The organism is Nocardioides sp., assembly GCF_041600255.1.
Lineage (GTDB): Bacteria > Actinomycetota > Actinomycetes > Propionibacteriales > Nocardioidaceae > Nocardioides.
In genome coordinates this window covers 1-22,710 of the sequence record NZ_JBFIKK010000007.1, presented here as the reverse complement: position 1 = coordinate 22,710, position 22,710 = coordinate 1, and the positions used below count along the sequence as shown (strand labels likewise).

The 22,710-nt window shown below is 71.1% G+C and carries 25 protein-coding genes; 22 read left to right on the top strand and 3 right to left on the bottom strand.

Annotated elements, in window-relative coordinates; all coding sequences use genetic code 11:
• Window positions 1-4 precede the first annotated feature (4 nt).
• From murG to ABZE72_RS01630, 13 genes are all read left to right on the top strand, one after another.
• Window positions 5-1,084, top strand: a complete 1,080-nt coding sequence (gene murG, locus ABZE72_RS01690) for an undecaprenyldiphospho-muramoylpentapeptide beta-N-acetylglucosaminyltransferase (protein WP_372727279.1) — start codon at window positions 5-7, stop codon at window positions 1,082-1,084.
• Window positions 1,081-2,511, top strand: a complete 1,431-nt coding sequence (gene murC / locus ABZE72_RS01685; protein ID WP_372727278.1) for a UDP-N-acetylmuramate--L-alanine ligase — start codon at window positions 1,081-1,083, stop codon at window positions 2,509-2,511. Before murG ends, murC begins: the two co-directional genes overlap by 4 nt.
• Window positions 2,504-3,274 carry a cell division protein FtsQ/DivIB gene (locus ABZE72_RS01680; RefSeq protein ID WP_372727277.1) on the top strand — a complete coding sequence of 257 codons (771 nt, stop codon included), beginning with the start codon at window positions 2,504-2,506 and terminating at the stop codon, window positions 3,272-3,274. The genes murC and ABZE72_RS01680 overlap by 8 nt, the downstream gene beginning before the upstream one ends.
• Window positions 3,275-3,494: 220 nt before the next feature.
• Window positions 3,495-4,700, top strand: a complete 1,206-nt coding sequence (gene ftsZ, locus ABZE72_RS01675; protein WP_372727276.1) for a cell division protein FtsZ — start codon at window positions 3,495-3,497, stop codon at window positions 4,698-4,700.
• Window positions 4,701-4,708: 8 nt separating this feature from the next.
• Window positions 4,709-5,428, top strand: coding sequence for a peptidoglycan editing factor PgeF (gene pgeF, locus ABZE72_RS01670; RefSeq protein WP_372727275.1), 720 nt, complete (start codon window positions 4,709-4,711; stop codon window positions 5,426-5,428).
• A complete protein-coding gene (locus ABZE72_RS01665) occupies window positions 5,425-6,138 on the top strand; it encodes a YggS family pyridoxal phosphate-dependent enzyme (protein ID WP_372727274.1) in 714 nt (237 codons plus the stop codon). Before pgeF ends, ABZE72_RS01665 begins: the two co-directional genes overlap by 4 nt.
• A 60-nt stretch (window positions 6,139-6,198) precedes the next feature.
• On the top strand, window positions 6,199-6,693 hold the full coding sequence (locus ABZE72_RS01660) for a cell division protein SepF (protein ID WP_372727273.1): 495 nt from the start codon (window positions 6,199-6,201) through the stop codon (window positions 6,691-6,693).
• A gap of 41 nt (window positions 6,694-6,734) precedes the next feature.
• Window positions 6,735-6,998, top strand: coding sequence for a YggT family protein (locus ABZE72_RS01655; protein ID WP_372727272.1), 264 nt, complete (start codon window positions 6,735-6,737; stop codon window positions 6,996-6,998).
• 82 nt (window positions 6,999-7,080) lie between these two features.
• Window positions 7,081-7,839, top strand: coding sequence for a DivIVA domain-containing protein (locus ABZE72_RS01650; RefSeq protein ID WP_372727271.1), 759 nt, complete (start codon window positions 7,081-7,083; stop codon window positions 7,837-7,839).
• A 168-nt stretch (window positions 7,840-8,007) separates the two neighbouring features.
• Entirely contained in the window at window positions 8,008-8,790 is a 783-nt protein-coding gene (locus ABZE72_RS01645; protein ID WP_372727270.1) for a TraR/DksA family transcriptional regulator, read from the top strand.
• Window positions 8,763-9,344, top strand: a complete 582-nt coding sequence (lspA, locus tag ABZE72_RS01640) for a signal peptidase II (RefSeq protein ID WP_372727269.1) — start codon at window positions 8,763-8,765, stop codon at window positions 9,342-9,344. Before ABZE72_RS01645 ends, lspA begins: the two co-directional genes overlap by 28 nt.
• Window positions 9,341-10,279: an RluA family pseudouridine synthase gene (locus ABZE72_RS01635; protein ID WP_372727268.1), complete on the top strand. Its 939-nt coding sequence runs from the start codon at window positions 9,341-9,343 to the stop codon at window positions 10,277-10,279. The genes lspA and ABZE72_RS01635 overlap by 4 nt, the downstream gene beginning before the upstream one ends.
• Window positions 10,279-10,977, top strand: coding sequence for a GNAT family N-acetyltransferase (locus tag ABZE72_RS01630; RefSeq protein WP_372727267.1), 699 nt, complete (start codon window positions 10,279-10,281; stop codon window positions 10,975-10,977). Before ABZE72_RS01635 ends, ABZE72_RS01630 begins: the two co-directional genes overlap by 1 nt.
• Before the next feature lie 36 nt (window positions 10,978-11,013).
• Here ABZE72_RS01630 and ABZE72_RS01625 read toward each other — a convergent pair whose 3' ends face one another.
• Window positions 11,014-11,157 carry a hypothetical protein gene (locus ABZE72_RS01625; RefSeq protein WP_372727266.1) on the bottom strand — a complete coding sequence of 48 codons (144 nt, stop codon included), beginning with the start codon at window positions 11,155-11,157 and terminating at the stop codon, window positions 11,014-11,016.
• Between the two features lie 148 nt (window positions 11,158-11,305).
• On the opposite strand from ABZE72_RS01625, the gene dnaE reads away from it, so the two are divergent.
• From dnaE to ABZE72_RS01610, 3 genes are read left to right on the top strand one after another with little or no spacing between them, the layout of a single operon-like run.
• Window positions 11,306-14,863, top strand: coding sequence for a DNA polymerase III subunit alpha (gene dnaE / locus ABZE72_RS01620; RefSeq protein WP_372727265.1), 3,558 nt, complete (start codon window positions 11,306-11,308; stop codon window positions 14,861-14,863).
• Entirely contained in the window at window positions 14,860-15,429 is a 570-nt protein-coding gene (locus ABZE72_RS01615; protein WP_372727264.1) for a hypothetical protein, read from the top strand. The genes dnaE and ABZE72_RS01615 overlap by 4 nt, the downstream gene beginning before the upstream one ends.
• Window positions 15,430-15,488: 59 nt before the next feature.
• A complete protein-coding gene (locus ABZE72_RS01610; RefSeq protein WP_372727263.1) occupies window positions 15,489-17,075 on the top strand; it encodes a DUF3352 domain-containing protein in 1,587 nt (528 codons plus the stop codon).
• On the opposite strand, the gene ybaK is transcribed toward ABZE72_RS01610, so the two are convergent.
• Together ybaK and ABZE72_RS01600 are read right to left on the bottom strand one after the other, a co-directional pair.
• Window positions 17,062-17,562 carry a Cys-tRNA(Pro) deacylase gene (ybaK, locus tag ABZE72_RS01605; protein WP_372727262.1) on the bottom strand — a complete coding sequence of 167 codons (501 nt, stop codon included), beginning with the start codon at window positions 17,560-17,562 and terminating at the stop codon, window positions 17,062-17,064. The two genes, ABZE72_RS01610 and ybaK, sit on opposite strands and share 14 nt — an antisense overlap.
• 7 nt (window positions 17,563-17,569) lie before the next feature.
• The gene (locus tag ABZE72_RS01600; protein ID WP_372727261.1) at window positions 17,570-18,235 is read right to left on the bottom strand and encodes an LON peptidase substrate-binding domain-containing protein; all 666 of its coding nucleotides are present in this window, start codon (window positions 18,233-18,235) and stop codon (window positions 17,570-17,572) included.
• 80 nt (window positions 18,236-18,315) lie between these two features.
• On the opposite strand from ABZE72_RS01600, the gene hisD reads away from it, so the two are divergent.
• The 6 genes from hisD to ABZE72_RS01570 all read left to right on the top strand — a co-directional run.
• Entirely contained in the window at window positions 18,316-19,650 is a 1,335-nt protein-coding gene (gene hisD, locus ABZE72_RS01595) for a histidinol dehydrogenase (protein ID WP_372727260.1), read from the top strand.
• A 4-nt stretch (window positions 19,651-19,654) separates the two neighbouring features.
• On the top strand, window positions 19,655-20,770 hold the full coding sequence (locus ABZE72_RS01590; protein WP_372727259.1) for a histidinol-phosphate transaminase: 1,116 nt from the start codon (window positions 19,655-19,657) through the stop codon (window positions 20,768-20,770).
• Window positions 20,767-21,378: an imidazoleglycerol-phosphate dehydratase HisB gene (gene hisB, locus ABZE72_RS01585; protein WP_372727258.1), complete on the top strand. Its 612-nt coding sequence runs from the start codon at window positions 20,767-20,769 to the stop codon at window positions 21,376-21,378. The genes ABZE72_RS01590 and hisB overlap by 4 nt, the downstream gene beginning before the upstream one ends.
• Window positions 21,375-22,028 (top strand): imidazole glycerol phosphate synthase subunit HisH, encoded by a 654-nt coding sequence (hisH, locus tag ABZE72_RS01580; protein ID WP_372727257.1) that lies wholly within the window; start codon window positions 21,375-21,377, stop codon window positions 22,026-22,028. Before hisB ends, hisH begins: the two co-directional genes overlap by 4 nt.
• A gap of 18 nt (window positions 22,029-22,046) precedes the next feature.
• A complete protein-coding gene (locus ABZE72_RS01575) occupies window positions 22,047-22,373 on the top strand; it encodes a hypothetical protein (RefSeq protein ID WP_372727256.1) in 327 nt (108 codons plus the stop codon).
• 118 nt (window positions 22,374-22,491) lie between these two features.
• On the top strand, window positions 22,492-22,710 hold a 219-nt coding region (locus tag ABZE72_RS01570; RefSeq protein WP_372727255.1), incomplete at its 3' end, for a HisA/HisF-related TIM barrel protein.

Here is a 22,710-nt window from a genome sequence, read left to right as displayed (position 1 = left end):
TCCGATGCGCGTCCTTCTTGCCGGCGGTGGCACCGCCGGCCACACGTCCCCCCTCCTGGCCACTGCCGACGCCCTGCGTCGGCTCTCCCCGGACATCGAGATCACCTGCCTCGGCACCCCGCGCGGGCTCGAGAACCGGGTCGTCCCCGCGGCGGGCTACCCGCTCGAGCTGATCCCGCCGGTGCCGCTGCCGCGTCGTCCTAACGCCGACCTGGCCCGGGTGCCCGGCCGGCTGCGCGGTGCGGTGCGCGAGACCCTGGCGATCGTGGACCGGATCCGCCCGGACGTGGTCGTGGGCTACGGCGGTTACGTGTCGATGCCGGCCTACCTGGCCGCTCGGCGTCGCAGGCTGCCCCTGGTGGTGCACGAGCAGAACGCGGTGCCCGGCCTGGCGAACAAGGTCGGCGCCCGGCTGGCTCAGCGGGTCGCCGTCAGCTTCCCCGACACCCCCCTGGCGCACGCCGAGTACGTCGGCCTGCCGATCCGGCGGATGATCTCGCAGCTCGACCGTGAGGCGTTGCGGGCCGAGGCGCGCGCCCACTTCGGGCTCGACCCCGACCGGCCCACGTTGCTGGTGACCGGCGGCTCCCAGGGAGCCCGCCGGCTCAACGACTCCGTCTCGGGTGCGGCCGCCGCCCTGGCCGCCGCCGGGGTCCAGGTGCTGCACGTGGCGGGTCCGAACGGTCACGCCGCCCCCGAGGCCGGGCAGGTGCCGTACGTCGTCGTGGACTTCGTCGACCGGATGGACCTGGCCTATGCGGCCGCCGACCTGATCGTCTCGCGTGCCGGCGCCTCCAGCGTCACCGAGGCCGCTGCCGTCGGTCTGCCGGCCGTCTTCGTGCCGTTGCCGATCGGCAACGGCGAGCAGGAGCACAACGCGCGGCCGGTGGTGAACGCCGGCGGCGGGCTGCTGGTCGCGGATGCCGCCCTGACCTCGGAGTGGGTGGCGGCCACCGTTCCGGGGCTGGCCACCGACCCGGACCGGCTGGCCGAGATGGGCCGCGCCGCGTCCCGGCTGATCCCGGCCGACGCCGACGAGAAGCTCGCCCGGATCATCCTGGACAGCGTCGGGACCGCGTCGTGAAGGTCCCCGTCCCCGACGAGATCCTGCCGGTCGAGGCGCTCGGCCGGGTGCACTTCGTGGGCATCGGCGGAGCCGGGCTCTCCGGCATCGCCCGGATCATGCTGGCCCGGGGCGTCCGGGTCAGCGGCAGCGACGGCAACGACTCGCCGACCCTGGCCGCCCTGCGCGAGCTGGGGGCGGAGGTCCACCTCGGCCACGACGCCGCCCACGTGCACGACGTCGACACGCTCGTCGTCTCCACCGCCGTGCGCGAGGACAACCCGGAGTACGTCGCCGCCTGCGAGCAGGGCCTGCGGGTGCTGCCGCGCTCGGCGGCGCTGGCGTCGGTGATGGACGTCCAGCGGGTGCTGGCCGTGGCGGGAACGCACGGCAAGACCACCACCACCTCGCTGCTGACCGTCGCCCTCCAGGCCGCCGGCGCCGACCCGACGTACGCCGTCGGGGGCGACCTGGCCCAGACCGGGACGAACGCCCAGCAGGGCAGCGGCGACCTCTTCGTCGCCGAGGCCGACGAAAGCGACGGTGCCTTCCTCGTCTACCGCCCGTTCGCCGCGATCGTCACCAATGTCGAGGCCGACCACCTCGACAACTGGGGCACCGAGGAGGCCTATCGGGCTGCGTTCGGCGAGTTCGTGGACCGGATCGACCCGCACGGCTTCCTGGTCTGCTGTGTCGACGACGAGGGCGCTGCCGATCTCGCGGAGCTGGCGCGCTCGCGCGGACTGGCCGTGATCGGGGTGGGCGAGGCCGAGGACGCCGACCTGCGCGCCGGCGACCTCTCCTTCGAGGGCACCACGAGCACCTTCTCGGTGCACGAGCGCGGTGAGTTGCTCGGCACGATCTCCCTGCAGATCCCGGGCCGGCACTACGTCCTGGACGCCCTCGCCGCGCTGGCGGTCGGGTTGCGCCTGGGCTACTCGTTCGCGGACCTGCGCACCGGACTGGAGGGCTTCACCGGCACCCGCCGCAGGATGGAACGCAAGGGCGAGCGGGCCGGCATCCGGGTCTACGACAGCTACGCCCACCACCCCGTCGAGATCGCCGGCGACCTGCAGGCCGGACGTGCCGTGGCGGGCGAGGGGCGCCTGGTGGTGGCCTTCCAGCCCCACCTGGTCTCCCGGACCCGGATCTTCGGCACCGCCATGGGAGCGGCGCTCGGCGCCGCGGACGAGGTCGTCGTGCTGGACGTCTACCTGGCCCGCGAGGACGCCGACCCCGAGGTCACCGGGGACTTCGTCGCGCGCTCGGTGCCGCTGCCGGCGGACCGGGTGGCGTTCGTGCCGGACTTCGACGCCGTCGCCGCCGAGCTGGTACGCCGGGCCCGCCCCGGCGACCTGGTGCTCACCCTCGGGGCCGGATCGGTCACCGAGATCGGTCCGCGTGTCCTGGCGCTGCTGGAGTCCGCCACCGAGGGGTCCGGTGCCTAGCCGGCCGCGCCTGCGACTGCGTCGTGCTGCTCGTGGCCCCGAGGAGCAGGCCGAGCTCAGCCGTCGCCGCTTCGTGCGCCGGCAGTGGGCGCGCCGCTGGCTGGCCTGGAAGCACCTCGTCGTCGCGGTGCTGGCCGTGGCCGCGCTGGCCGCGACGGTCTGGGCCGTCTACTTCTCCAGCCTGCTCACCGTCACCGGCGTCGACGTCGAGGGCACCGACGTGCTCGGCGCCGGAGAGGTCAGGCGGGTCGCGGACGTGCCGATCGGGGATCCGTTGGCCCGGGTCGACGTGGACCGGGTGCGGTCGCGGATCGAGGCACTGGCCCCGGTGAAGAGCGTGGAGGTGGCCCGCGAGTGGCCGCACCGGCTGCTGATCTCGGTCGAGGAGCGGGTGGCGGTCGCGGTCGTCGACATCGGCGGGCGGATCCGGGGGATGGACGAGGCCGGCGTGGTCTTCCGTGACTACGACCGGCCTCCGGAGGACCTGCCCCGGGTGCGGACCTCCACGGGGACGCGCACGGACGCCCTGGCCGAGGCGGCCCAGGTGATCCGGGCCCTGCCTGCGGGCCTGGTGGTCCAGGTCGACCACGTCGAGGTCGAGACCGTCGACCAGATCCAGCTGGTGCTCCGCGACGGCCGCAGGGTCGTGTGGGGGAGTGCCGAGGAGTCGGAGCAGAAGGCGCGGGTGATCGAGGTCCTGCTCGACCGACCCGCCCAGACCTACGACGTCAGCGTGCCGGCCCAGCCGACGACCGCCGGCTGAGACCGTCCCCGACGTACCAATCCAGAAATCGTCCGACACGCGTGGCGTGTCGCTGGATCGACCCTCTGCCTTTCCTTACTGTCCTTCACATGGAGAGGTTGACATAACTATAACCCTCAGGTTCAGGGTTACGGTTTCCCGGTCTCACCGCCTTCCCCAGGCCGACCAGACATCAAAGGGTCCGATTCGTCGGACATGATCAGCGAGAGGCGAATTCGCCGTGGCAGCAGCACAGAACTACCTGGCCATCATCAAGGTCGTGGGCATCGGTGGTGGTGGTGTCAACGCCGTCAACCGGATGATCGAGGTCGGCCTCAAGGGGGTCGAGTTCATCGCCATCAACACCGACGCGCAGGCGCTCCTGATGAGCGATGCCGACGTCAAGCTCGACATCGGGCGTGAGCTCACCCGCGGCCTCGGTGCGGGCGCCGACCCGAGTGTCGGCGGACAGGCGGCCGAGGACCACGCCGACGAGATCGAGGAGGTGCTCAAGGGCGCCGACATGGTCTTCGTCACCGCAGGCGAGGGCGGTGGCACCGGGACCGGTGGCGCGCCGGTCGTGGCGCGCATCGCCCGCTCCCTGGGCGCCCTGACGATCGGTGTGGTCACCCGCCCGTTCGCCTTCGAGGGTCGTCGTCGCGCCAACTCCGCCGAGGAGGGCATCGCCCAGCTCCGCGAGGAGGTCGACACCCTCATCGTGATCCCCAACGACCGGCTGCTCTCGATCAGCGACCGCAACGTGTCGATCCTCGACGCCTTCAAGCAGGCCGACCAGGTCCTGCTGCAGGGTGTCTCGGGCATCACCGACCTGATCACCACCCCGGGCCTGATCAACCTCGACTTCGCCGACGTGAAGTCGGTGATGGCCAACGCCGGGTCCGCGCTGATGGGCATCGGCTCGGCGCGTGGCGAGGACCGTTCGATGGCGGCAGCCGAGATGGCGGTCTCCAGCCCGCTGCTCGAGGCCTCCATCGAGGGTGCCCATGGCGTCCTGCTCTCGATCGCCGGCGGCTCCGACCTCGGTCTCTTCGAGATCAACGAGGCGGCGGCACTGGTCCAGCAGGCGGCCCACCCCGAGGCGAACATCATCTTCGGCGCGACGATCGACGACGCGCTCGGCGACGAGGTCCGGGTGACCGTGATCGCGGCCGGCTTCGACGGCGGCATGCCGAAGAAGCGGGACGAGGGCACGGTGCTGCGGCGTGAGCCCAAGCCGCAGCAGACCCAGGAGGAGACCCGGGCGGCCGCCCAGCAGGTGGTCACCCGTCGCGCGGAGGAGAAGGTGCCGGCCGGCGTGACCTTCCGTCCGTCCGCTCCCGCGGCTCCGGAGACCGAGCGGCGCGCACCCGCCCCGGTCGCGAAGCCCGCTCCTCGTCAGGTCCAGTTCGACGACGACGACCTGGACATCCCCGACTTCCTCAAGTAGTCGGGCGCTTGTACGCGTTCCGCACCTCGCACGGCCCCGTCGACCTGGCCTTCACGGACAGGCACGGCGGGGCCAGCGGAGTTCCGTTCGACTCCCTCAACCTTGCGCTCGAAGGCGACGACGATCCCGAGGTCTGCGCGACCAATCTCCGGCTGGTCATCGACGACTTCGCCCCGGATGACGCCGTCTTCGACCTGCGCCAGGTGCACGGTGCGGAGGTGGACGTGGTGGAGGAGCGGCGTACGTCCGAGCGGCCGCAGGCCGACGGGATCGTCACCACCACCCCCGGCGCCGTGCTGGTGGTCAGGGTCGCGGACTGCGTGCCGGTGCTGCTCGCCGACGACGCCGGCACGGTCGTGGCCGCCGTGCACTCCGGCCGGCCGGGGCTGGCGGCCGGGGTCGTGCCCGCGACGGTCGCCCGGATGCGCGATGTCGGGGCCGGCCCGCTGACCGCCTGGATCGGTCCGCACGTCTGTGGCGCCTGCTACGAGGTGCCGACCGACCTCCAGGCCGAGGTCGCGGCCCTGGAGCCGGCGAGCCGTTCGGTCACCTCCTGGGGGACGCCCGCCCTCGACCTCGGTGCCGGGGTGCGAGCACAGCTGGAGCGTCTCGACGTCCGCGTGGTCGATGTCTCCCGGTGCACCCGGGAGAGCCCGGACCTCTTCTCCTACCGTCGCGACGGCAGCTCCGCCGGGCGTCTGGCCGGCCTGGTCAGGATCAGGCCGTGAGCCCGGCCCCCCTGGACCGGCGCACCGAGCTGGCGGCCGGGCTGGCCCGGGTGCGACAGCGGATCACGAGCGCAGCGCAGGCCGCGGGCCGCGGGCCCGACGACGTCCAGCTGGTCGTGGTGACGAAGTTCTTCCCCGCCTCCGACCTCCGGCTGCTCGCGGAGCTGGGCGTGAGCGACGTGGGGGAGAACCGCCACCAGGAGGCCGAGGCCAAGGCGGCCGAGTGCGCCGACCTCGGGCTGCGCTGGCACTTCATCGGCGCTCTGCAGAGCAACAAGGCGGCAGCCGTCGCCCGGTACGCCGATGTGGTGGAGTCCCTCGACCGCGCCAAGCTCGTCGCCGCGCTGGCCAGGGGTGCCCAGGAGCGCGGGGGTCCGGTCGAGATCCTGCTCCAGGTCAGCCTCGATCCGCCCGAGGCCCGGGGGCGCGCCGGGGCGAAGCCCGACGAGCTGGCCCGGCTGGCCGAGCTCGTGGCCGCTCACGAGTCGCTGTCCCTGCGAGGACTGATGGCGGTGGCGCCACCTCGGGAGGAGCCGATCGAGGCGTTCGAGAGGCTCGCCTCCATCCGTGCGGAGTTCCTGCGCGAGCACCCGTCGGCCGGCTGGCTGTCGGCCGGGATGAGCGGGGACCTCGAGCAGGCGATTTCCGTCGGCGCGACACACGTGCGTGTCGGCAGCGCGATCCTCGGACTGAGGCCTCGCATCAAGTAGGGTCACGACCACCAGAAGCATTCCCCGGACGGGGATGCCGGAGTTCCGGAGGACACAGTCATGAGCGGCGCGATGCGCAAGATCGGCGAGTACCTCGGCCTGCTCGAGGACACCGCCCGGTACGACGACGAGTACGACGGCGACTACGAGACCCAGGACGTGCCCGTGGCCGCCTCGGGTCGAGCGCCCCGGGTGCGAGACTCCCGTCCGGCACCCGTCGCCGACCTCTCCGAGCGCCGTCGTCCGGCCTCGGGGCCCACAGGAGTGGTAGCCGAATTGTCCCGGATCACGACCCTGCACCCGAGCACCTACAACGAGGCACGCACCGTGGGAGAGAACTTCCGCGACGGCGTGCCGGTGATCATGAACCTCTCCGAGATGGACGACAACGACGCCAAGCGTCTGGTCGACTTCGCGGCAGGTCTCGTGTTTGCCACCCGTGGCACCATCGAGCGAGTGACCAACAAGGTCTTCCTGCTCTCGCCGCCGAACGTGACGGTGGCCGCTGAGGACAAGCAGCGGATCGCCGAGGGCGGTTTCTTCAACCAGAGCTGAGCTGTTGACACGTGCACATTGCAGGACAAGTCATCGAAGGCTTGCTGTGGTTCTTCATCGCGCTCCTCTGGATCCGGTTCGTCGTGGACTGGGTCCAGGTCTTTGCGCGCTCGTGGAGTCCCCGCGGCCCCATCCTGGTGGTGCTCGAGGTGGTCTACTCGATCACTGACCCGCCGGTGAAAGCGCTGCGTCGGGTGATCCCGCCGTTGCGCCTGGGCAGCGTCGCCCTGGACCTCAGTTTCCTGATCGTCCTGATCGGCGCCTACGTCCTGCTGCAGCTCAACCGCAGCATCCTGCTGTCCTGACCCGGACATCGGTCCCGGCGGGTAACCCGGGGCCACCAGCAGGCGCTATTGTTCGACCGACAGTTTCTTTGACGATCTATGAATGGGTGAGGTCATGCCGCTGACGCCTGAGGACGTGAGCAACAAGCGCTTTACTCCTGTCCGGCTCCGAGAGGGCTACGACATGGGGGAGGTCGACCAGTTCCTCGATGAGGTGGAGGCTGAGCTCGCGCGGCTCACGAAGGAGAACGACGACCTCCGGTCGAAGCTGTCCGTGGCGCAGGGTGCTCCTGTGGCGGCCGAGAAGGCGCCCGAGAAGCCGAAGGCCGAGGAGCCCAAGGTCGAGGAGCCGACTCCGGTCGCCACTCCCGCCCCGGTCGCCGTGGCGGCATCGCCGGCCGAGACGATCCGCGTCGAGACCGTTCCGCAGGCGTCCAACGCTGCGGCCCGTCTGCTCGAGATCGCCACGCGCAACGCCGACGAGCTGGTCGAGGAGGCCAAGAACGACGCCGACCGGATCGTGGGCGAGGCCCGCACCAAGGCCGAGCGTCTCGAGTCCGAGTCGAAGGCCAAGGCGGACCGCCTCGAGGCGGACGCCCGGACCCGCGCGGGCATGCTGGACTCCGAGACCTCCGAGCGTCGCCAGCAGATGTTCGGCGACCTGGAGAAGGAGCGGGACAAGCTCAACGCCGAGGTGGAGAACCTGCGCTCCTTCGAGCGCGAGTACCGCTCGCGGCTGAAGAGCTACTTCACCCAGCAGCTCGAGGCGCTCAACGGAACCGCGGAGACCGCGGGTCCCAGCGGCGACAACGCGCCGGCGCCCAAGCGGCTGCGCTCCATCCTGGGTGAGGACGAGGGCTGAGATCCTCCTCCCGCACTGACGCCTGACGATCGGTCGGCCCCCACGCGGGGGCCGGCCGATCTGCTTTCCTGCGGTGCGGCGACTTTGAGTCGTCCCGCGTCAAGGGCTAACCTTCGGCGACACTGTGGCCTTCGCCACGTGGCTCGGCTCGAGGGGGAACCAGACATCATGGCCAGTAGTACGCGCAGGTCGCTCGCCGGGCACGCCGCCTCGGCAGCTCGCAAGGTCATCTCACGCAGGTCGGCCAAGGCCGACCCCGAGCCGGTCGCGAAGAAGACGACCCCCGCGAAGGCGACCCCCGCGAAGAAGGCTCCCGCGAAGACAGCCGCCGCGAAGAAGGCCCCCGCGAAGACGACCGCCGCGAAGAAGGCTCCTGCGAAGAAGGCTCCGGCGACCAAGGCTCCTGCGAAGAAGGCTGCGGCAACCAAGGCCCCGGCGACCAAGGCTCCCGCGAGGAAGGCTTCTGCCAGCAAGGCTCCCGCCAAGACGAAGGCCCCCATGACGAAGAAGGCCACGACCGTCGCCACCAAGGCGCCGGCCGCCAAGAAGGCGCCCGCGAGTTCGCTCGCCGTCCAGCAGGGCGAGACCGCCTGGACCAAGAGCGAGCTCGCCGAGGTGCTCGCCGAGCTGCACGAGCAGCGAGCCCACAGCACCGAGATCGTCGACACCCAGGAGGCCGAGCTCAACGGCCTCATGCGTGACGCAGGTGACGGTGCCGGCCATGACCAGGCCGACATGGGCGCGACCAGCTTCGAGCGGGACTACGAACTGAGCGTCCTGAACAACGAGCGCGACAAGCTGGCCCAGATCGACCGGGCTCTCGCCGCCATCGACGACGGCACCTACGGGGTGTGCGAGGCCTGTGGCAACCCCATCGGCAAGATGCGGGTGATGGCGTTTCCCCGTGCCACACTGTGCCTGACATGCAAGCAGCGCGAGGAACGTCGCTGAACTCCAGCGAGACCACCACACCACCGTCCGCCCGGCGACCCTCTCCTGCCCGTTTGATCGGGCTGGTCGCCGGCATAGCCCTGACGGCGTACGTCGTCGACGTGGGCACCAAGGTGCTGGCCGTGGCCAGGCTGGAGCCCGGGGCGAGCTACCCGCTGGTCGGTGACCTGCTGCAGCTGCACCTGACCCGCAACCCGGGCGCGGCGTTCAGCACCGGCACCGAGTACACCGTGGCGCTGACCTGCATCGCGATCACCGCGCTCCTCGTCGTTCTCTACCTGAGCCGACGCCTGGGCAGCGTGGTGTGGGCCATCGCCTTCGGCCTCCTGCTGGCCGGCATCGCCGGCAACCTGACCGATCGGCTGTTCCGGTCGCCGGGTGTGCTGCGGGGCCATGTGATCGACTTCCTGATGCTGCCGAACTGGCCGATCTTCAACGTGGCCGACATCTGCATCAACGCCGCCGCGGTGCTGATCCTGGTCCAGGCGTTCCGCGGGGTCCGGCTCGACGGCACCCGCACGACGTCTGACGAGACTCCTGAGGGGGACGCATGATGACCAGCTCCGACCACCGCGTCCTGTCCGTTCCCGAGGGGCTGGCGGGCGAGCGCGTCGACGCGGCGATGGCGCGGATGTTCGGTCTGTCCCGGACCCGTGCGGCCGAGCTGATCGCCGAGGGCCATGTCCACGTCGACGGCGCCGGCGTCGGCAAGAGCGACCGGGTGATGCCGGGCTCCGTCCTCGACGTCACGATTCCCAGCCGGATCGACCCGCTCGAGGTGGTTCCCCAGATCGTCGAGGGGATCAAGATCATCCACGACGACGACTCGATCGTGGTGATCGACAAGCCGGTGGGCGTCGCCGTCCACCCCTCACCCGGGTGGTCCGGACCGACCGTCGTGGGGCACCTGGTGGCAGCCGGTTTCCGCATCGCCACCAGCGGCGCCTCCGAGCGCCAGGGGATCGTCCAGCGGCTCGACGTCGGCACCTCCGGCGTGATGGTGATCTGCAAGTCCGAGCACGCCTACTCGCTGCTCAAGAACGCCTTCCGCAACCGGACCGTGGACAAGACGTACCACGCGCTGGTCCAGGGGCACCCGGACCCGTTCGAGGGGACGATCGACGCCCCCATCGGCCGGCATCCCAAGGCCGACTACAAGTTCGCCGTGATGGCCGACGGTCGCGCCAGCGTCACCCACTACGAGACTCTCGAGGCCCACCGCTTCGCCAGCCTGCTCGAGGTGCACCTCGAGACCGGTCGCACCCACCAGATCCGGGTGCACATGGCCGCGCTGAAGCACCCGTGCGTGGGCGATCTGACGTACGGCGCCGATCCTGTCCTCGCCAAGCGGGTCGGCCTGGAGCGTCAGTGGCTGCACGCGGTCCGCCTGGGCTTCGAGCACCCGGACACCGGTCAGCCGGTCGAGTACGAGTCGACCTACCCCGACGACCTGGCTGCGGCCCTCGAGGTCGTCCGCGAGGCCCACTGATGGACCAGTGGCAGCTGCGTCCCGCCGTACCCGCCGATGCCGCCCGGATCGCCGAGATCCACCTGTCCGCGCGTCGCGCCGCTCCCATGCCGGAGCCGGTCCACAGCGAGGACGAGGTGCGGGCGTGGCTGGAGACCCGCCTGCGCAGCGACGACGAGGTGTGGGTCGCCGAGATCGAGGGTGCCGTCATCGGGTATGCCCGGATGACCGCCACCTGGCTCGACGACCTGTACGTCGATCCCGCCCGGACCGGCCAGGGGGTCGGCTCCGCCCTGCTGGACCTGGTCCAGGCGCTGCGCCCGGACGGTTTCAGCCTCTGGGTGTTCGCGAGCAATCGACCGGCGCGGTCCTTCTACGCGGCTCGCGGCCTGGTGGAGCTGGAGCACACCGACGGTTCCGCCAACGAGGAGCGTTCGCCGGACGTCCGGATGGCGTGGCCGGGCGCCGACCCTCTCCGGTTCTTCCGCAGCCTGATCGACGAGGTCGACGACCAGCTCGGCGACCTGTTGGCGCGCCGGGCGGCGCTGACCCGGGCGGTCCAGAGCCACAAGCACGACACCGCCCGCGACCCGGTCCGGGAGCGACGGATCGCCGAGGCGATGGCCGTCCGGGCGCCCGAGCTCGGTGTCGAGCGACTGAGCCGGATCGTGGACGCGATCATCACCGAGAGCCTGGACGCGGCCGCCGAGGAGCGCTGAGCGCGTTCACCGACCCACGTGAGCCGTGGCGATGCGTCAGAGCGCCGCGATCACGAAGTAGCCGACTAGCGACACGATCAGCACGAGTGCGACCAGCCGCACCCAGGCCGGGGTCGTCGACTCCCGGGTGGGGTCGGGGGAGACGCCGCGCAGTTCGGGGGGAAGTTCGTCGGGAGCCATGTGGCGACGGTACCGGCCGGGCGGGTGGCCGCCCTCGCCCCGGGGTCCCGCAACCGCCTTCTGTCGGTGTGCCCTGACACGATGACGGACCCGGGGCGTTACGATTGGCCCCTTCCCATCTCGACCTGCGAGGAGCATCCCGACCACCATGTCGACCACCGGGAAGTCCGACTCCTTCGTCCACCTGCACGTGCACACCGAGTACTCGATGCTCGACGGTGCCGCACGGCTGGGGCACCTGACCGAGCGGGCCGCCGAGATGGGCATGCCCGCGGTGGCGATGACCGACCACGGCAACGTCTTCGGGGCCTACGAGTTCTACAAGAAGGCCAAGAGCGCCGGGGTCAAGCCGATCATCGGCATCGAGGCGTACTTCGCCCCCAACATCTCCCGGTTCGAGCGCAAGGGCGTCAACTTCTACGGCGGCGGCCCCGACGACGTCTCCAACCGCGGCGCGTACACGCACATGACGCTGCTCTCGGAGAGCACCGAGGGGATGCACAACCTCTTCCGGCTCTCGACCGGGGCCTGGCGCGACGGCTTCTTCAAGCACCCGCGGATGGACCGCGAGCTGCTCTCCCAGCACGCCAAGGGCATCATCGGCACCACCGGCTGCCCCTCGGGTGAGGTCCAGGTCCACCTGCGGCACAACAACTACGAGGCCGCGCGCAAGGCGGCCGGCGACTTCCAGGACATCCTCGGCCCGGACAACTACTTCCTCGAGCTGATGGACCACGGCCTCGACATCGAGCGGCGGGTCCGCGACGGGCTGCTCCGGCTCTCGAAGGACCTGCGGATCCCGCTGCTGGCCACCAACGACTCCCACTACGTCGACCAGGCGGACGCGAAGTCGCAGGAGCACCTGCTCTGCATCAACTCCGGCAGCACGATGGACATCCCCGCCGGTGACGGCCCCGGGCAGCGCTTCGCCTTCAACGGCGACGGGTACTACCTCAAGTCGGCCGCCGAGATGCGTTCGCTCTGGTCGGACCTGCCCGAGGCCTGCGACAACACCCTGCTCATCGCCGAGCGCTGCGACGTCCAGTTCACCGAGGGCAACGGCACCTTCATGCCCCGCTTCCCCTGCCCGCCGGGGGAGAACGAGGACTCCTGGCTGGTCAAGGAGGTCGAGCGCGGGCTGAAGGTGCGCTACCCCAACGGCATCCCGGACGCCGTCCGCAAGCAGGCCGACTTCGAGGTCGGCGTGATCACCTCGATGGGCTTCCCCGGCTACTTCCTCGTCGTCGCGGACTTCATCAACTGGGCGAAGAACAACGGCATCCGGGTCGGTCCGGGGCGTGGCTCCGGAGCCGGCTCGATGGTCGCCTACGCGATGCGGATCACCGATCTCGACCCGCTCCAGCACGGCCTGATCTTCGAGCGGTTCCTCAACCCGGACCGCGTCTCGATGCCCGACTTCGACATCGACTTCGACGAGCGTCGTCGCGGCGAGGTGATCAAGTACGTCTCCGACAAGTACGGCGACGACCGGGTCTCGATGATCGTCACCTACGGCACGATCAAGGCCAAACAGGCGGTCAAGGACTCCTCGAGGATCCTGGGCTACCCCTTCGCGATGGGGGACCGGATCACCAAGGCGATGCCTGCCTCGGTGATGGGCAAGGACGTCCCGCTCAAGGAGATCTTCGACCCGCAGCACAAGCGCTTCGGTGAGGGCGCCGAGTTCCGCGCGCTCTACGAGGGCGACAACGACGTCAAGAAGGTCGTCGACACCGCGATCGGGATCGAGGGGCTCAAGCGCCAGTGGGGCGTGCACGCCGCCGGCGTGATCATGTCGAGCGAGCCGCTGCTCGACATCATCCCGATGCTCAAGCGCCCGGCCGACGGCGCGATGATCACGCAGTTCGACTACCCGACCTGCGAGGCCCTCGGGCTGATCAAGATGGACTTCCTGGGGTTGCGCAACCTCACCGTCCTCGACGACGCGGTCAAGAACATCGAGGCCAACCGCGGCGAGACGGTGGTCCTCGAGGACCTCCCGCTCACCGACGAGGCCACCTACAAGCTGCTCCAGCGCGGTGACACCCTGGGCGTCTTCCAGCTCGACGGTGGCCCGATGCGCGCGCTGCTGCGCTCGATGCGGCCCGACACGTTCGAGGACATCTCCGCGGTCGGTGCGCTCTACCGTCCGGGCCCGATGGGCGCGGACTCCCACAACAAGTACGCCCGCCGCAAGACCGGGCGTGAGCCCGTGGAGGCGATCCACCCCGAGCTGGCCGAGGCCCTCGAGGACGTGCTGGGGGAGACCTACGGCCTGATCGTCTACCAGGAACAGGTCATGGCGATCGCCCAGAAGCTCGCGGGCTACACGCTGGGTCAGGCCGACATCCTGCGCCGCGCGATGGGCAAGAAGAAGAAGGAGGAGCTCGACAAGCAGTTCGAGGGCTTCTCGGCCGGCATGTCGAGCCGCGGCTACTCCGCGGCCGCGATCAAGACGCTGTGGGACATCCTGCTGCCGTTCTCCGACTACGCCTTCAACAAGGCGCACTCGGCGGCGTACGGGATGGTCTCCTACTGGACGGCCTACCTGAAGGCGAACTACCCCGCCGAGTACATGGCTGCCCTGCTCACCTCGACCAAGGACGACAAGGACAAGTCGGCGATCTACCTCAACGAGTGCCGCCGGATGAAGATCCAGGTGCTCCCGCCGGACGTCAACGAGTCGTCGGCCAACTTCACCCCGGTCGGCAACGACATCCGCTTCGGCCTGACCGCCGTGCGCAACGTGGGCGGCAACGTCGTCGACGGCATCGTGGCGGCCCGCGAGGAGAAGGGGCGCTACCTCGACTTCAACGACTTCATGGAGAAGGTGCCGGCCCACGTCTGCAACAAGCGGGTCATCGAGTCGCTGATCAAGGCGGGCGCGTTCGACGACATGAAGCACTGCCGCCGGGCGCTGGTCGCGATCCATGAGCCCGCCGTCGACCAGTACGTCGACATCAAGCGCAACGAGGCGATCGGGCAGGACTCGCTCTTCGGGGGGCTGGACGACGACGCCGGGGGCGGCTTCGGGATCTCGGTCGCCGTCCCGGACCTGCCGGAGTGGGACAAGATGACGCTGCTGGGCCACGAGCGCGAGATGCTCGGGCTCTACGTCTCCGACCACCCCCTGCTCGGCCTCGAGCACGTGCTCTCCAACGGCACCGACTGCACCATCGGACAGCTGATGCTCGACGAGGAGCGCCCGGACGGCTCCAGCATCACCATCTCCGGACTGGTCACCTCGGTGCAGCGCAAGATCACCAAGCGCGGCGACGCCTGGGGGATGGTCACCGTCGAGGACCTGGACGGCGCCATCGACGTCCTGCTCTTCCCGAGCTCCTGGCAGCTGGCCGGCCACCTCGTCGCCGAGGACGCCATCATCACCGTGAAGGGTCGGCTCTCCCGCAGCAAGGACCAGCCCGAGATCATGGGGCAGGAGATCTCGCTGCCCGACATCTCCGAGGGGCCGTCGGGTCCGGTCGTGATCAGCCTCCCCTCCACCCGCTGCACGGCCCCCGTGGTCGAGCAGCTGCGCGAGGTGCTCAGCGCCCACCCGGGGATGACCGAGGTCCAGCTGCGTCTGCTGACCCGCAGTGCCACCAAGGTGATGAAGCTCGACGACCGCCTGCGGGTGACGCCCAGCCCGGCGCTCTTCGCCGACCTCAAGCACCTGCTCGGCCCCGGATGCCTGGGCAACGCGTGACCGGCCCCCTCGAGCACCCCCTCGACCACCCCGACGGCCGCCCCGCGGGTCGCCCCGCGGGTCGCTCCGTGCGGCACGCGGCGATCGTGCTCGCCGCGATGGCCCTGGCGGCCGTCGTCGCCGGTCTGGTCTGGGAATGGTGGTGGACCCCGCCGACCGGCTACGTCGTGGACCACCAGTGGTACGCCGACGGCGCGGGGTTGCGCGAGGACTTCTCCGGCACCGGCACGTACGTCGCGGTGGCCTCGCTGACCGGTCTGCTCGTGGCGGTGACGCTGGCGGTCGTCTTCGACCGCTCCGAGCTGGCCGTCCTGGGCGGTGTGGTCGTCGGCTCGGTGCTCGCCGCCTGGCTGATGCACCGGGTGGGGCTCGCGGTGGCACCGCCCGATCCAGCGGTGGCCGCGGCCACCGCCGAGGACGGCACCACCCTGCCCGGTGCGCTGGAGGTGGTCGGGTTCAGCCCGTTCCTGGCCTTCCCGGTCGGGTCCTCGGTGGGGTTGCTGGTGGTCTTCTTCGGTCTCGCCCGCCGCGAGCGATCCGCTGACCGACCCACCGGCCACGAGTAGGGTGGTCTGACCTCTCGGGCCACCGCGCGCCCGTGTCCCCCGACTGGAGTCGAGCAACGATGTCCCACCACACGCCGGACGAGTCCCAGGAGCCCGAGCTCCTCGAGCTGGGCGGGGGAGCGCCGATGCGCTCGGCCCGCGAGCCTCGTCGGGTCCGGCGTGGTGTGCTCGCCGCCGCCGGTGTCGCGGCGCTCGGCCTCGCCGGCGTCAGCATCTGGGCCGCGGTGGCCTTCTTCGCCAGCGGCCCCCAGCCGGCAGAGACCCTGCCCGCCTCGACCGTCGCCTACGTGAGCGTCGACCTCGACCCCAGCGGCGAGCAGAAGATCGCCGCCGTGCAGATGCTGCGCCAGTTCCCGGCCATCCGCGACGAGATCGGGCTGGACACCACCGACGACCTGCGCAAGGCGATCTTCGAGGAGATCCAGGCCGAGGCTGGGGCCTGCACGGGCCTCGACTACGCCGATGACGTGGAGCCGTGGCTGGGTGACCGGATGGCGCTGGCGCTCGTCGACCGGGACACCCAGGACCCGGCACCCGTGGCCGCGGTGCAGGTCACCGATGCAGAAGCCGCCGATGCCGGCCTGGCTGCGCTCTCGGCCTGTGGTGAGGACGCGGGCAGCCAGCCGCTCGGCTTTGCCGTCTCCGGCGGTTGGGCGGTCCTGGCCGAGTCCGACGAGATCGCCGAGCAGGTCATCGACGACGCCGCCGAGTCCTCCCTGGCCGACGATGCCGACTACCGCACCTGGACCGAGAAGGCGGGCGGCGCCGGGATCGTCTCCTTCTACGTCTCCGACGGGATCGGCCCGATGATCCAGGAGGGGTTGGGCTCGCTCGGGCCGGCCGATCCCCGCGCGGAGGCCTACGCCGGCGCGCTGGAGCAGTACGGCGCCGCAGCCGGTGCCCTGCGTTTCGGTGACAACTCGCTGGAGCTGGAGATGGTGACCGACGTCTCCGGCGTCGAGGTCGACTGGGCCGACAACGACCGCGGTGACGACGTTGCCGCGCGGTTGCCCGTCGACACCGCGATGGTGCTGGGGGCGGGCCTGTCGGACGGCTGGACCGACGCGCTCCTGGAGCAGTTCGCCGCGGGCGCCGGCGACGGGTTCGACCTCGACGCGCTGCTGGCGGAGGCCTCACGGCAGAGCGGGCTCGAGCTGCCCGACGACCTCGAGACCCTGACCGGGCGCTCGGTGGCGATCTCGGTCGGCAGCGACCTCGACGTCGACGCGATGATGCGGTCCGCGACGCCGCAGGTCCCGGTCGCCTGGTCGGTGGAGGGCGACTCCGACGCCGTGGCCGACGTGCTGGACCGGGTGGGCAGCCGCTTCGGCCCGCTCGCCGCCGGGTTGCTGGGCAGCGACGCCGACGGCGACCTGAGCGTGATCGGTCCCGACCCCGACTACCGCGCGGCGGTGCTGGCCGGAGGCGAGCTCGGCGAGCTGGAGGCCTACCGCGAGGCGGTGCCGGAGTCCGAGCGCTCCATGTTCGTGCTCTTCGTCAACTTCGACCGCGGCTCCTGGCTGAACGGGCTGTCGGCCGACGACCCCGAGCTGATGGAGAACCTCGAGCCTCTGCATGCCTTCGGCTTCAGCGGGTGGATGGACGGCGACGTCGGGCACTCCCTGCTGCGGCTCACGACCGACTGATCGGCGCCCGCACGGCGCCGGTCACCTGCGCCAGGTCGGCGGGAGCGAGCTCGAGGTCCAGGCCCCGACGCCCGCCGGAGACGAAGACCGTCGGGCAGGTCCACGCGCTCTCGTCCAGCACGCTCGGGTGCGCGCGCCGTTGCCCGATCGGCGAGATGCCGCCGGCGACGTAGCCGGTCGCGCGCTCGGCGAGGGCGACCTCGGCCATCTCCGCCTTGCGGCCGCCGAGGGCCCGGGCGACGGCCTTGAGGTCCAGGCGTGCCGTCACCGGCACGATCCCGACCGCGAGGCGCGTGTCCACGGAGACCATCAGGGTCTTGAAGACCCGGCTCGGGGCGACCCCGAGCGAGTCGGCGAGGAACGCAGCCGCCTCCTCGCCGTACGACGCCGCACGGGGGTCGTGCGGGTACTCGTGCAGCGTGAAGGCGATCCCCGCACGACTCAGGGCAACCGTCGCGGGCGTGCCGCCCGAGCTCCGTCTGGCCACGGGCGGCTCAGTTCGGGGACCAGCGCGTCCGGGCCACCTCGGTGGCCGGCAGCGACGCGATCACGTTCATCGCCCGGAGCTCGGTGCGCAGCAGGTCGGTCACCATCACCAGCCGCAGCGAGGCGTCCTCGGCCTCCAGCAGGGCCTGGCGGTCCTGCAGGGGCAGCGGCGCGATCGCGGCCAGCATCCACGACAGGTACGTCGGGTCCTTGGGCAGGCTGCCGGCGTAGGGGTCGGTCCGGATCGCGCTCAACGCCGCCCGGTACGCGGTGAACGTGGCCCGGGCCCGCTCCAGGATCTCCGGTGCCACCGGGGTCGGGGCCTCGGGCAGGTCGACCACCTGGCCGACCGGGAAGAGGCCGGTGGTCTCCAGGCTCTGCAGCTCGATCCGCTCCATCCCCACGGCCACGATGTCGAAGGTTCCGTCCGGATTCGCCTCGACCTCGGTCAGCTGCACCCGGCAGCCCACCCGGAACAGCGACTGCGCGCCGTGGTCCCCGACCTCGTACCCCTCACGGATGCCCACCGAGCCGAAGACGCGCTCGGCGGGGTCCTCGATCCGCAGCAGATGGTGCACCAGCGCGCGGTAGCGGTCCTCGAAGACGGTCAACGGCACGCTCACCCCGGGGAACAGGACCGAGTTCAGCGGGAACATCGGGAGCGTGGCGTTCACACGGCCGACACTAGCCCTCGGTGTTCCAGCGACGAGGTCGCCGCACGGTGTGGTGGGTGCGGGCACCTAGAATCGGCCCCATGATCCGCCGCATCGACCTGCGCGGCACGGCTGCTGACAGCGCCGTGCCCGTCGACTACCGCGCCGCCGTCCCGCGCGCCGAGTTCGACGTCGAGGCCGCGATCCATGTCGTCCGCCCGATCTGCGACGCGGTCCGCGACCGCGGCGTCGAGGCGATCACCGAGTTCGCGGCGAGGTTCGACGGCGTCACCCAGGAGGGCCCGGACGGGATCGTCGTCCCGCCCGCAGCCCTGGAGCGCGCGCTGGAGCTGCTCGACCCGGGGGTTCGTGCCGGGCTGGAGGAGTCGATCCGGCGCCTGCGGGTCACCTGCGCCGCCGAGCTGGAGGGCGACGTCGTCACCGACCTCGGCCCGGGCGCCCGGGTGACGCACCGGATGGTGCCGGTCGGGCGGGTCGGTCTCTACGTCCCCGGTGGCCTGGCGCCGCTGGTCTCCAGCGTGCTGATGAACGTCGTGCCCGCCCAGGTGGCCGGGGTGGAGTCGATCGCGCTCACCTCGTCGCCGCGCAAGGAGCCCTTCGAGACGTTCGGCTCCGGGCTGCCGCACCCCACGATCATGGCGGCGTGCGCCCTGCTCGGGGTCGAGGAGGTCTACGCCGTCGGCGGCGCCCAGGCGATCGCGATGTTCGCGTACGGCGCGGGTCCGTGTCGTCGGGTCGACCTGGTCACCGGGCCCGGGAACATCTACACGGTCACGGCCAAGCGGATCCTCAAGGGGATCGTCGGCATCGACTCCGAGGCCGGTCCGACCGAGATCGCGATCCTGGCCGACGACACGGCCGTCGCCTCGCACGTCGCCGCCGACCTGATCAGCCAGGCCGAGCACGATCCGCTGGCGGCCAGCGTGCTGGTCACCCCCTCGGAGAGCCTGGCGGCCGAGGTCGAGGCCGAGCTGGACAAGCAGGTCTCGGCCACCCGTCACGTGGAGCGGATCCGCACGTCGCTGGGCGGACGTCAGTCGGCGATCGTGATGGTCGACGACGTCGAGCAGGGTCTCGACGTCGTCAACGCCTACGCCGCCGAGCACCTCGAGATCCAGACCGAGGGCGCGGCCGAGCTGGCCGCCCGGGTCCGCAACGCGGGTGCGGTCTTCGTCGGTGGGTACACGCCGGTCTCCCTGGGCGACTACTGCGCCGGCTCCAACCACGTCCTGCCCACGGCCGGCTGCGCCTGCCACTCCTCGGGGCTGTCGGTGCGCTCCTTCCTCAAGGCGATGCACGTCGTGGACTACACCCGCGACGCGCTGGCCGAGGTAGCCGACCACGTGGTCACGCTCGCCGAGGCCGAGGACCTGCCCGGTCACGGCGCCGCGGTGCGGGTCAGGTTCGAGGACTGAGCCGATGACCTTTCCTCCTCTGCGCGAGGAGCTGCAGGGCCTCGAGCCCTACGGTGCCCCGCAGCTCGACGTCCCTGTCCAGTTGAACGTCAACGAGAACCCGCATGCCCCGTCGGCGACGGTGGTGGCGGAGATCGCCCGGGCGGTCGCCGAGGCCGCCACGACGCTCAACCGCTATCCCGACCGTGAGTTCACCGACCTGCGGGTCGCGCTGGCGACGTACCTCTCCCGCGACGCGCCCCAGGGGATCGCACCGGAGCAGGTGTGGGCCGCCAACGGGTCCAACGAGGTGATGCTCCAGCTGCTCCAGGCCTTCGGTGGTCCGGGACGGGTGGCCCTCAGCTTCGCTCCGACGTACTCGATGTATCCCGAGTACGCCCGGGACACCTCGACCGCCTGGGTACAGGGGCGTCGTGAGACGGACTTCTCCCTGGACCTCGACGCGGCTCGCACGCTGGTGTTAGAGCACCGGCCGAGCGTGGTGCTGCTGCCCTCGCCGAACAACCCCACCGGCACGGCGCTGCCGCCGGAGGCGGTCTCGGTGCTCTGCGAGGCCGCAGGCGACGGACTGGTCGTGGTGGACGAGGCGTACGGCGAGTTCCGGCGCACCGGCACCCCCAGCGCCCTCGAGCTGCTGCCCCGGTACCGCAACCTCGTGGTGACCCGGACGATGAGCAAGGCGTTCGCGCTCGCCGGCGCCCGGCTCGGCTACCTCGCGGCGGCCCCCGAGATCACCGACGCGATCCGGGTGGTGCGACTGCCCTACCACCTCTCCGCGATCACGCAGGCGGTCGCACTGGCCGCACTGCGGCACGCGCCGGAGCTGCTCGGCAAGGTCGACGAGCTCCGGGCCGAGCGGGATCGCACGGTCGACTGGCTGCGGGGCCAGGGGCTCCGGGTCGCCGACAGCGACGCGAATTTCGCCTTGTTCGGCACGTTCGCCGACCGTCATGCTGTCTGGCAGGGCATGGTCGACCGGGGCGTGCTGATCCGCGAGGTCGGTCCTGAGGGCTGGCTGCGGGTCTCCATCGGCACCGCCGACGAGATGGCACAGTTCCAGAACGCACTCAGTGAAGTGATGAGCACCCAGGTCATGGGAACGGAAGAAGGCGCGCGATGAGCAGGACCGCACGGATCGAGCGGCAGACCAAGGAGTCCAAGGTCGTCGTCGAGCTCGACCTCGACGGCAGTGGCCGGGCCGACATCTCCACCGGCGTTGGCTTTTACGACCACATGCTGCACGCGTTCGCCCGGCACGCCCTGGTCGACCTGACCGTGCAGACCGAGGGCGACACCCACATCGACGCGCACCACACGGTCGAGGACACCGCGATCGTGCTCGGCCAGGCGCTGCGCGAGGCGCTCGGCGACAAGGCCGGGATCCGCCGCTTCGGCGACGCCACCGTGCCGCTGGACGAGGCGCTCGTCCAGGCCGTGGTCGACGTCTCCGGACGGCCCTACTGCGTGCACACCGGCGAGCCCGAGGGCCAGGTCTACGTCGTCATCGGCGGCGACACCGGTCCGGGGTACAGCGGGTCGCTGACCCGCCACGTCTTCGAGACGATCGCCTTCCACGCCCAGATCGCCCTGCACGTGCGCGTGCTCGCGGGTCGCGACCCGCACCACCTGGTGGAGACGCAGTTCAAGGCGTTCGCCCGGGCCTTCCGCGACGCGGTCGCGCTCGACCCCCGGGAGACGGGCGTGCCCTCCACCAAGGGCGCGCTTTGAGCGAACGCCCCCAGGTCGTCGTCCTCGACTACGGCTCGGGCAACCTCCGTTCGGTCGTGCGCGCCCTGGAACGGGCGGGGGCCGAGGTCACGCTGAGCGCCGACCGAGCCGCTGTCCTGGACGCCGATGGTCTCGTCGTACCCGGGGTGGGTGCGTTCGCCGCCTGCATGGCCGGGCTCAGCGACGTACGCGGCCAGGAGCTGATCGGGCGTCGCCTGGCCGGTGGCCGGCCGGTGCTCGGCATCTGCGTCGGCATGCAGGTGCTCTTCGCCCGCGGCGTCGAGCACGGTGTCGAGACGGAGGGCTGCGACGAGTGGCCGGGCGTCGTCGAGCGGTTGCAGGCACCGGTCGTGCCGCACATGGGATGGAACACCGTCGAGGCGCCGGACGGCTCCGCGCTCTTCGCCGGCGTCGAGGACGAGCGGTTCTACTTCGTTCACTCCTACGGCGTGCGCGACTGGACCCTGGTCACGAACAACCGCACCCGCGCGCCCCTGGTCACCTGGGCCGAGCACGGCGGGGACCGTTTCGTGGCCGCGGTCGAGAACGGTCCGCTGACCGCGACCCAGTTCCACCCGGAGAAGTCCGGGGACGCCGGTGCCGCCCTGCTGCGGAACTGGGTGGCGGCGCTGCCGATCGCCGCTCGATGAGCCCCCGATGAGCCCCGGATGAGCAAGGAGCGCGCCCAGCGGCGTGCCGAGCGCGAGCGCGAGCAGGCGATCCGGATGGCCGCGCGCGCTCGCGAGGAGGAGCGCACCCTTCGACGCCGCCAGCGTCGCCGCGCCCTGGTCGGGTGGGTGCCCCGGCCGCACTGGCAGCCCGGGGTCCTGGCCCGGCGCCGTCGTCAGCAGAACACCATGACGGCGTTGCTGCTGCTGGTGCTCAACGTGCTGGTCTGGTTTGCCACACCCGCCTGGGAGGTCCGGGTGGTGATCGCGATGGTGAGCCTGTTGGCCGCCCCGGTGCTGCACACGCTGCTCTTCCGACGACGCTAGCCGGCTGCGGCCGTCGCCCCTGTGCTTCGACCCCTCCGCCTCGCCCCGTCCGCCTCGATCCGTCCGGTCGCCGGGACTCGTGTCGAGGACCGCGGTGGCAACTCCTAGGCTTTCCGCCATGTCCTCCTACCTCGAGCTCCTGCCGGCCGTCGACATCGCCGGGGGTCAGGCCGTCCAGCTGGTCCAGGGTGTCGCCGGCTCCGAGAAGCGCTTCGGCGACCCGATCGAGGCCGCGTTGCGCTGGCAGGACGCGGGCGCCGAGTGGATCCACCTCGTCGACCTGGACGCCGCCTTCGGCCGTGGCAACAACCGGGAGCTCCAGGCGAAGATCGTCGGC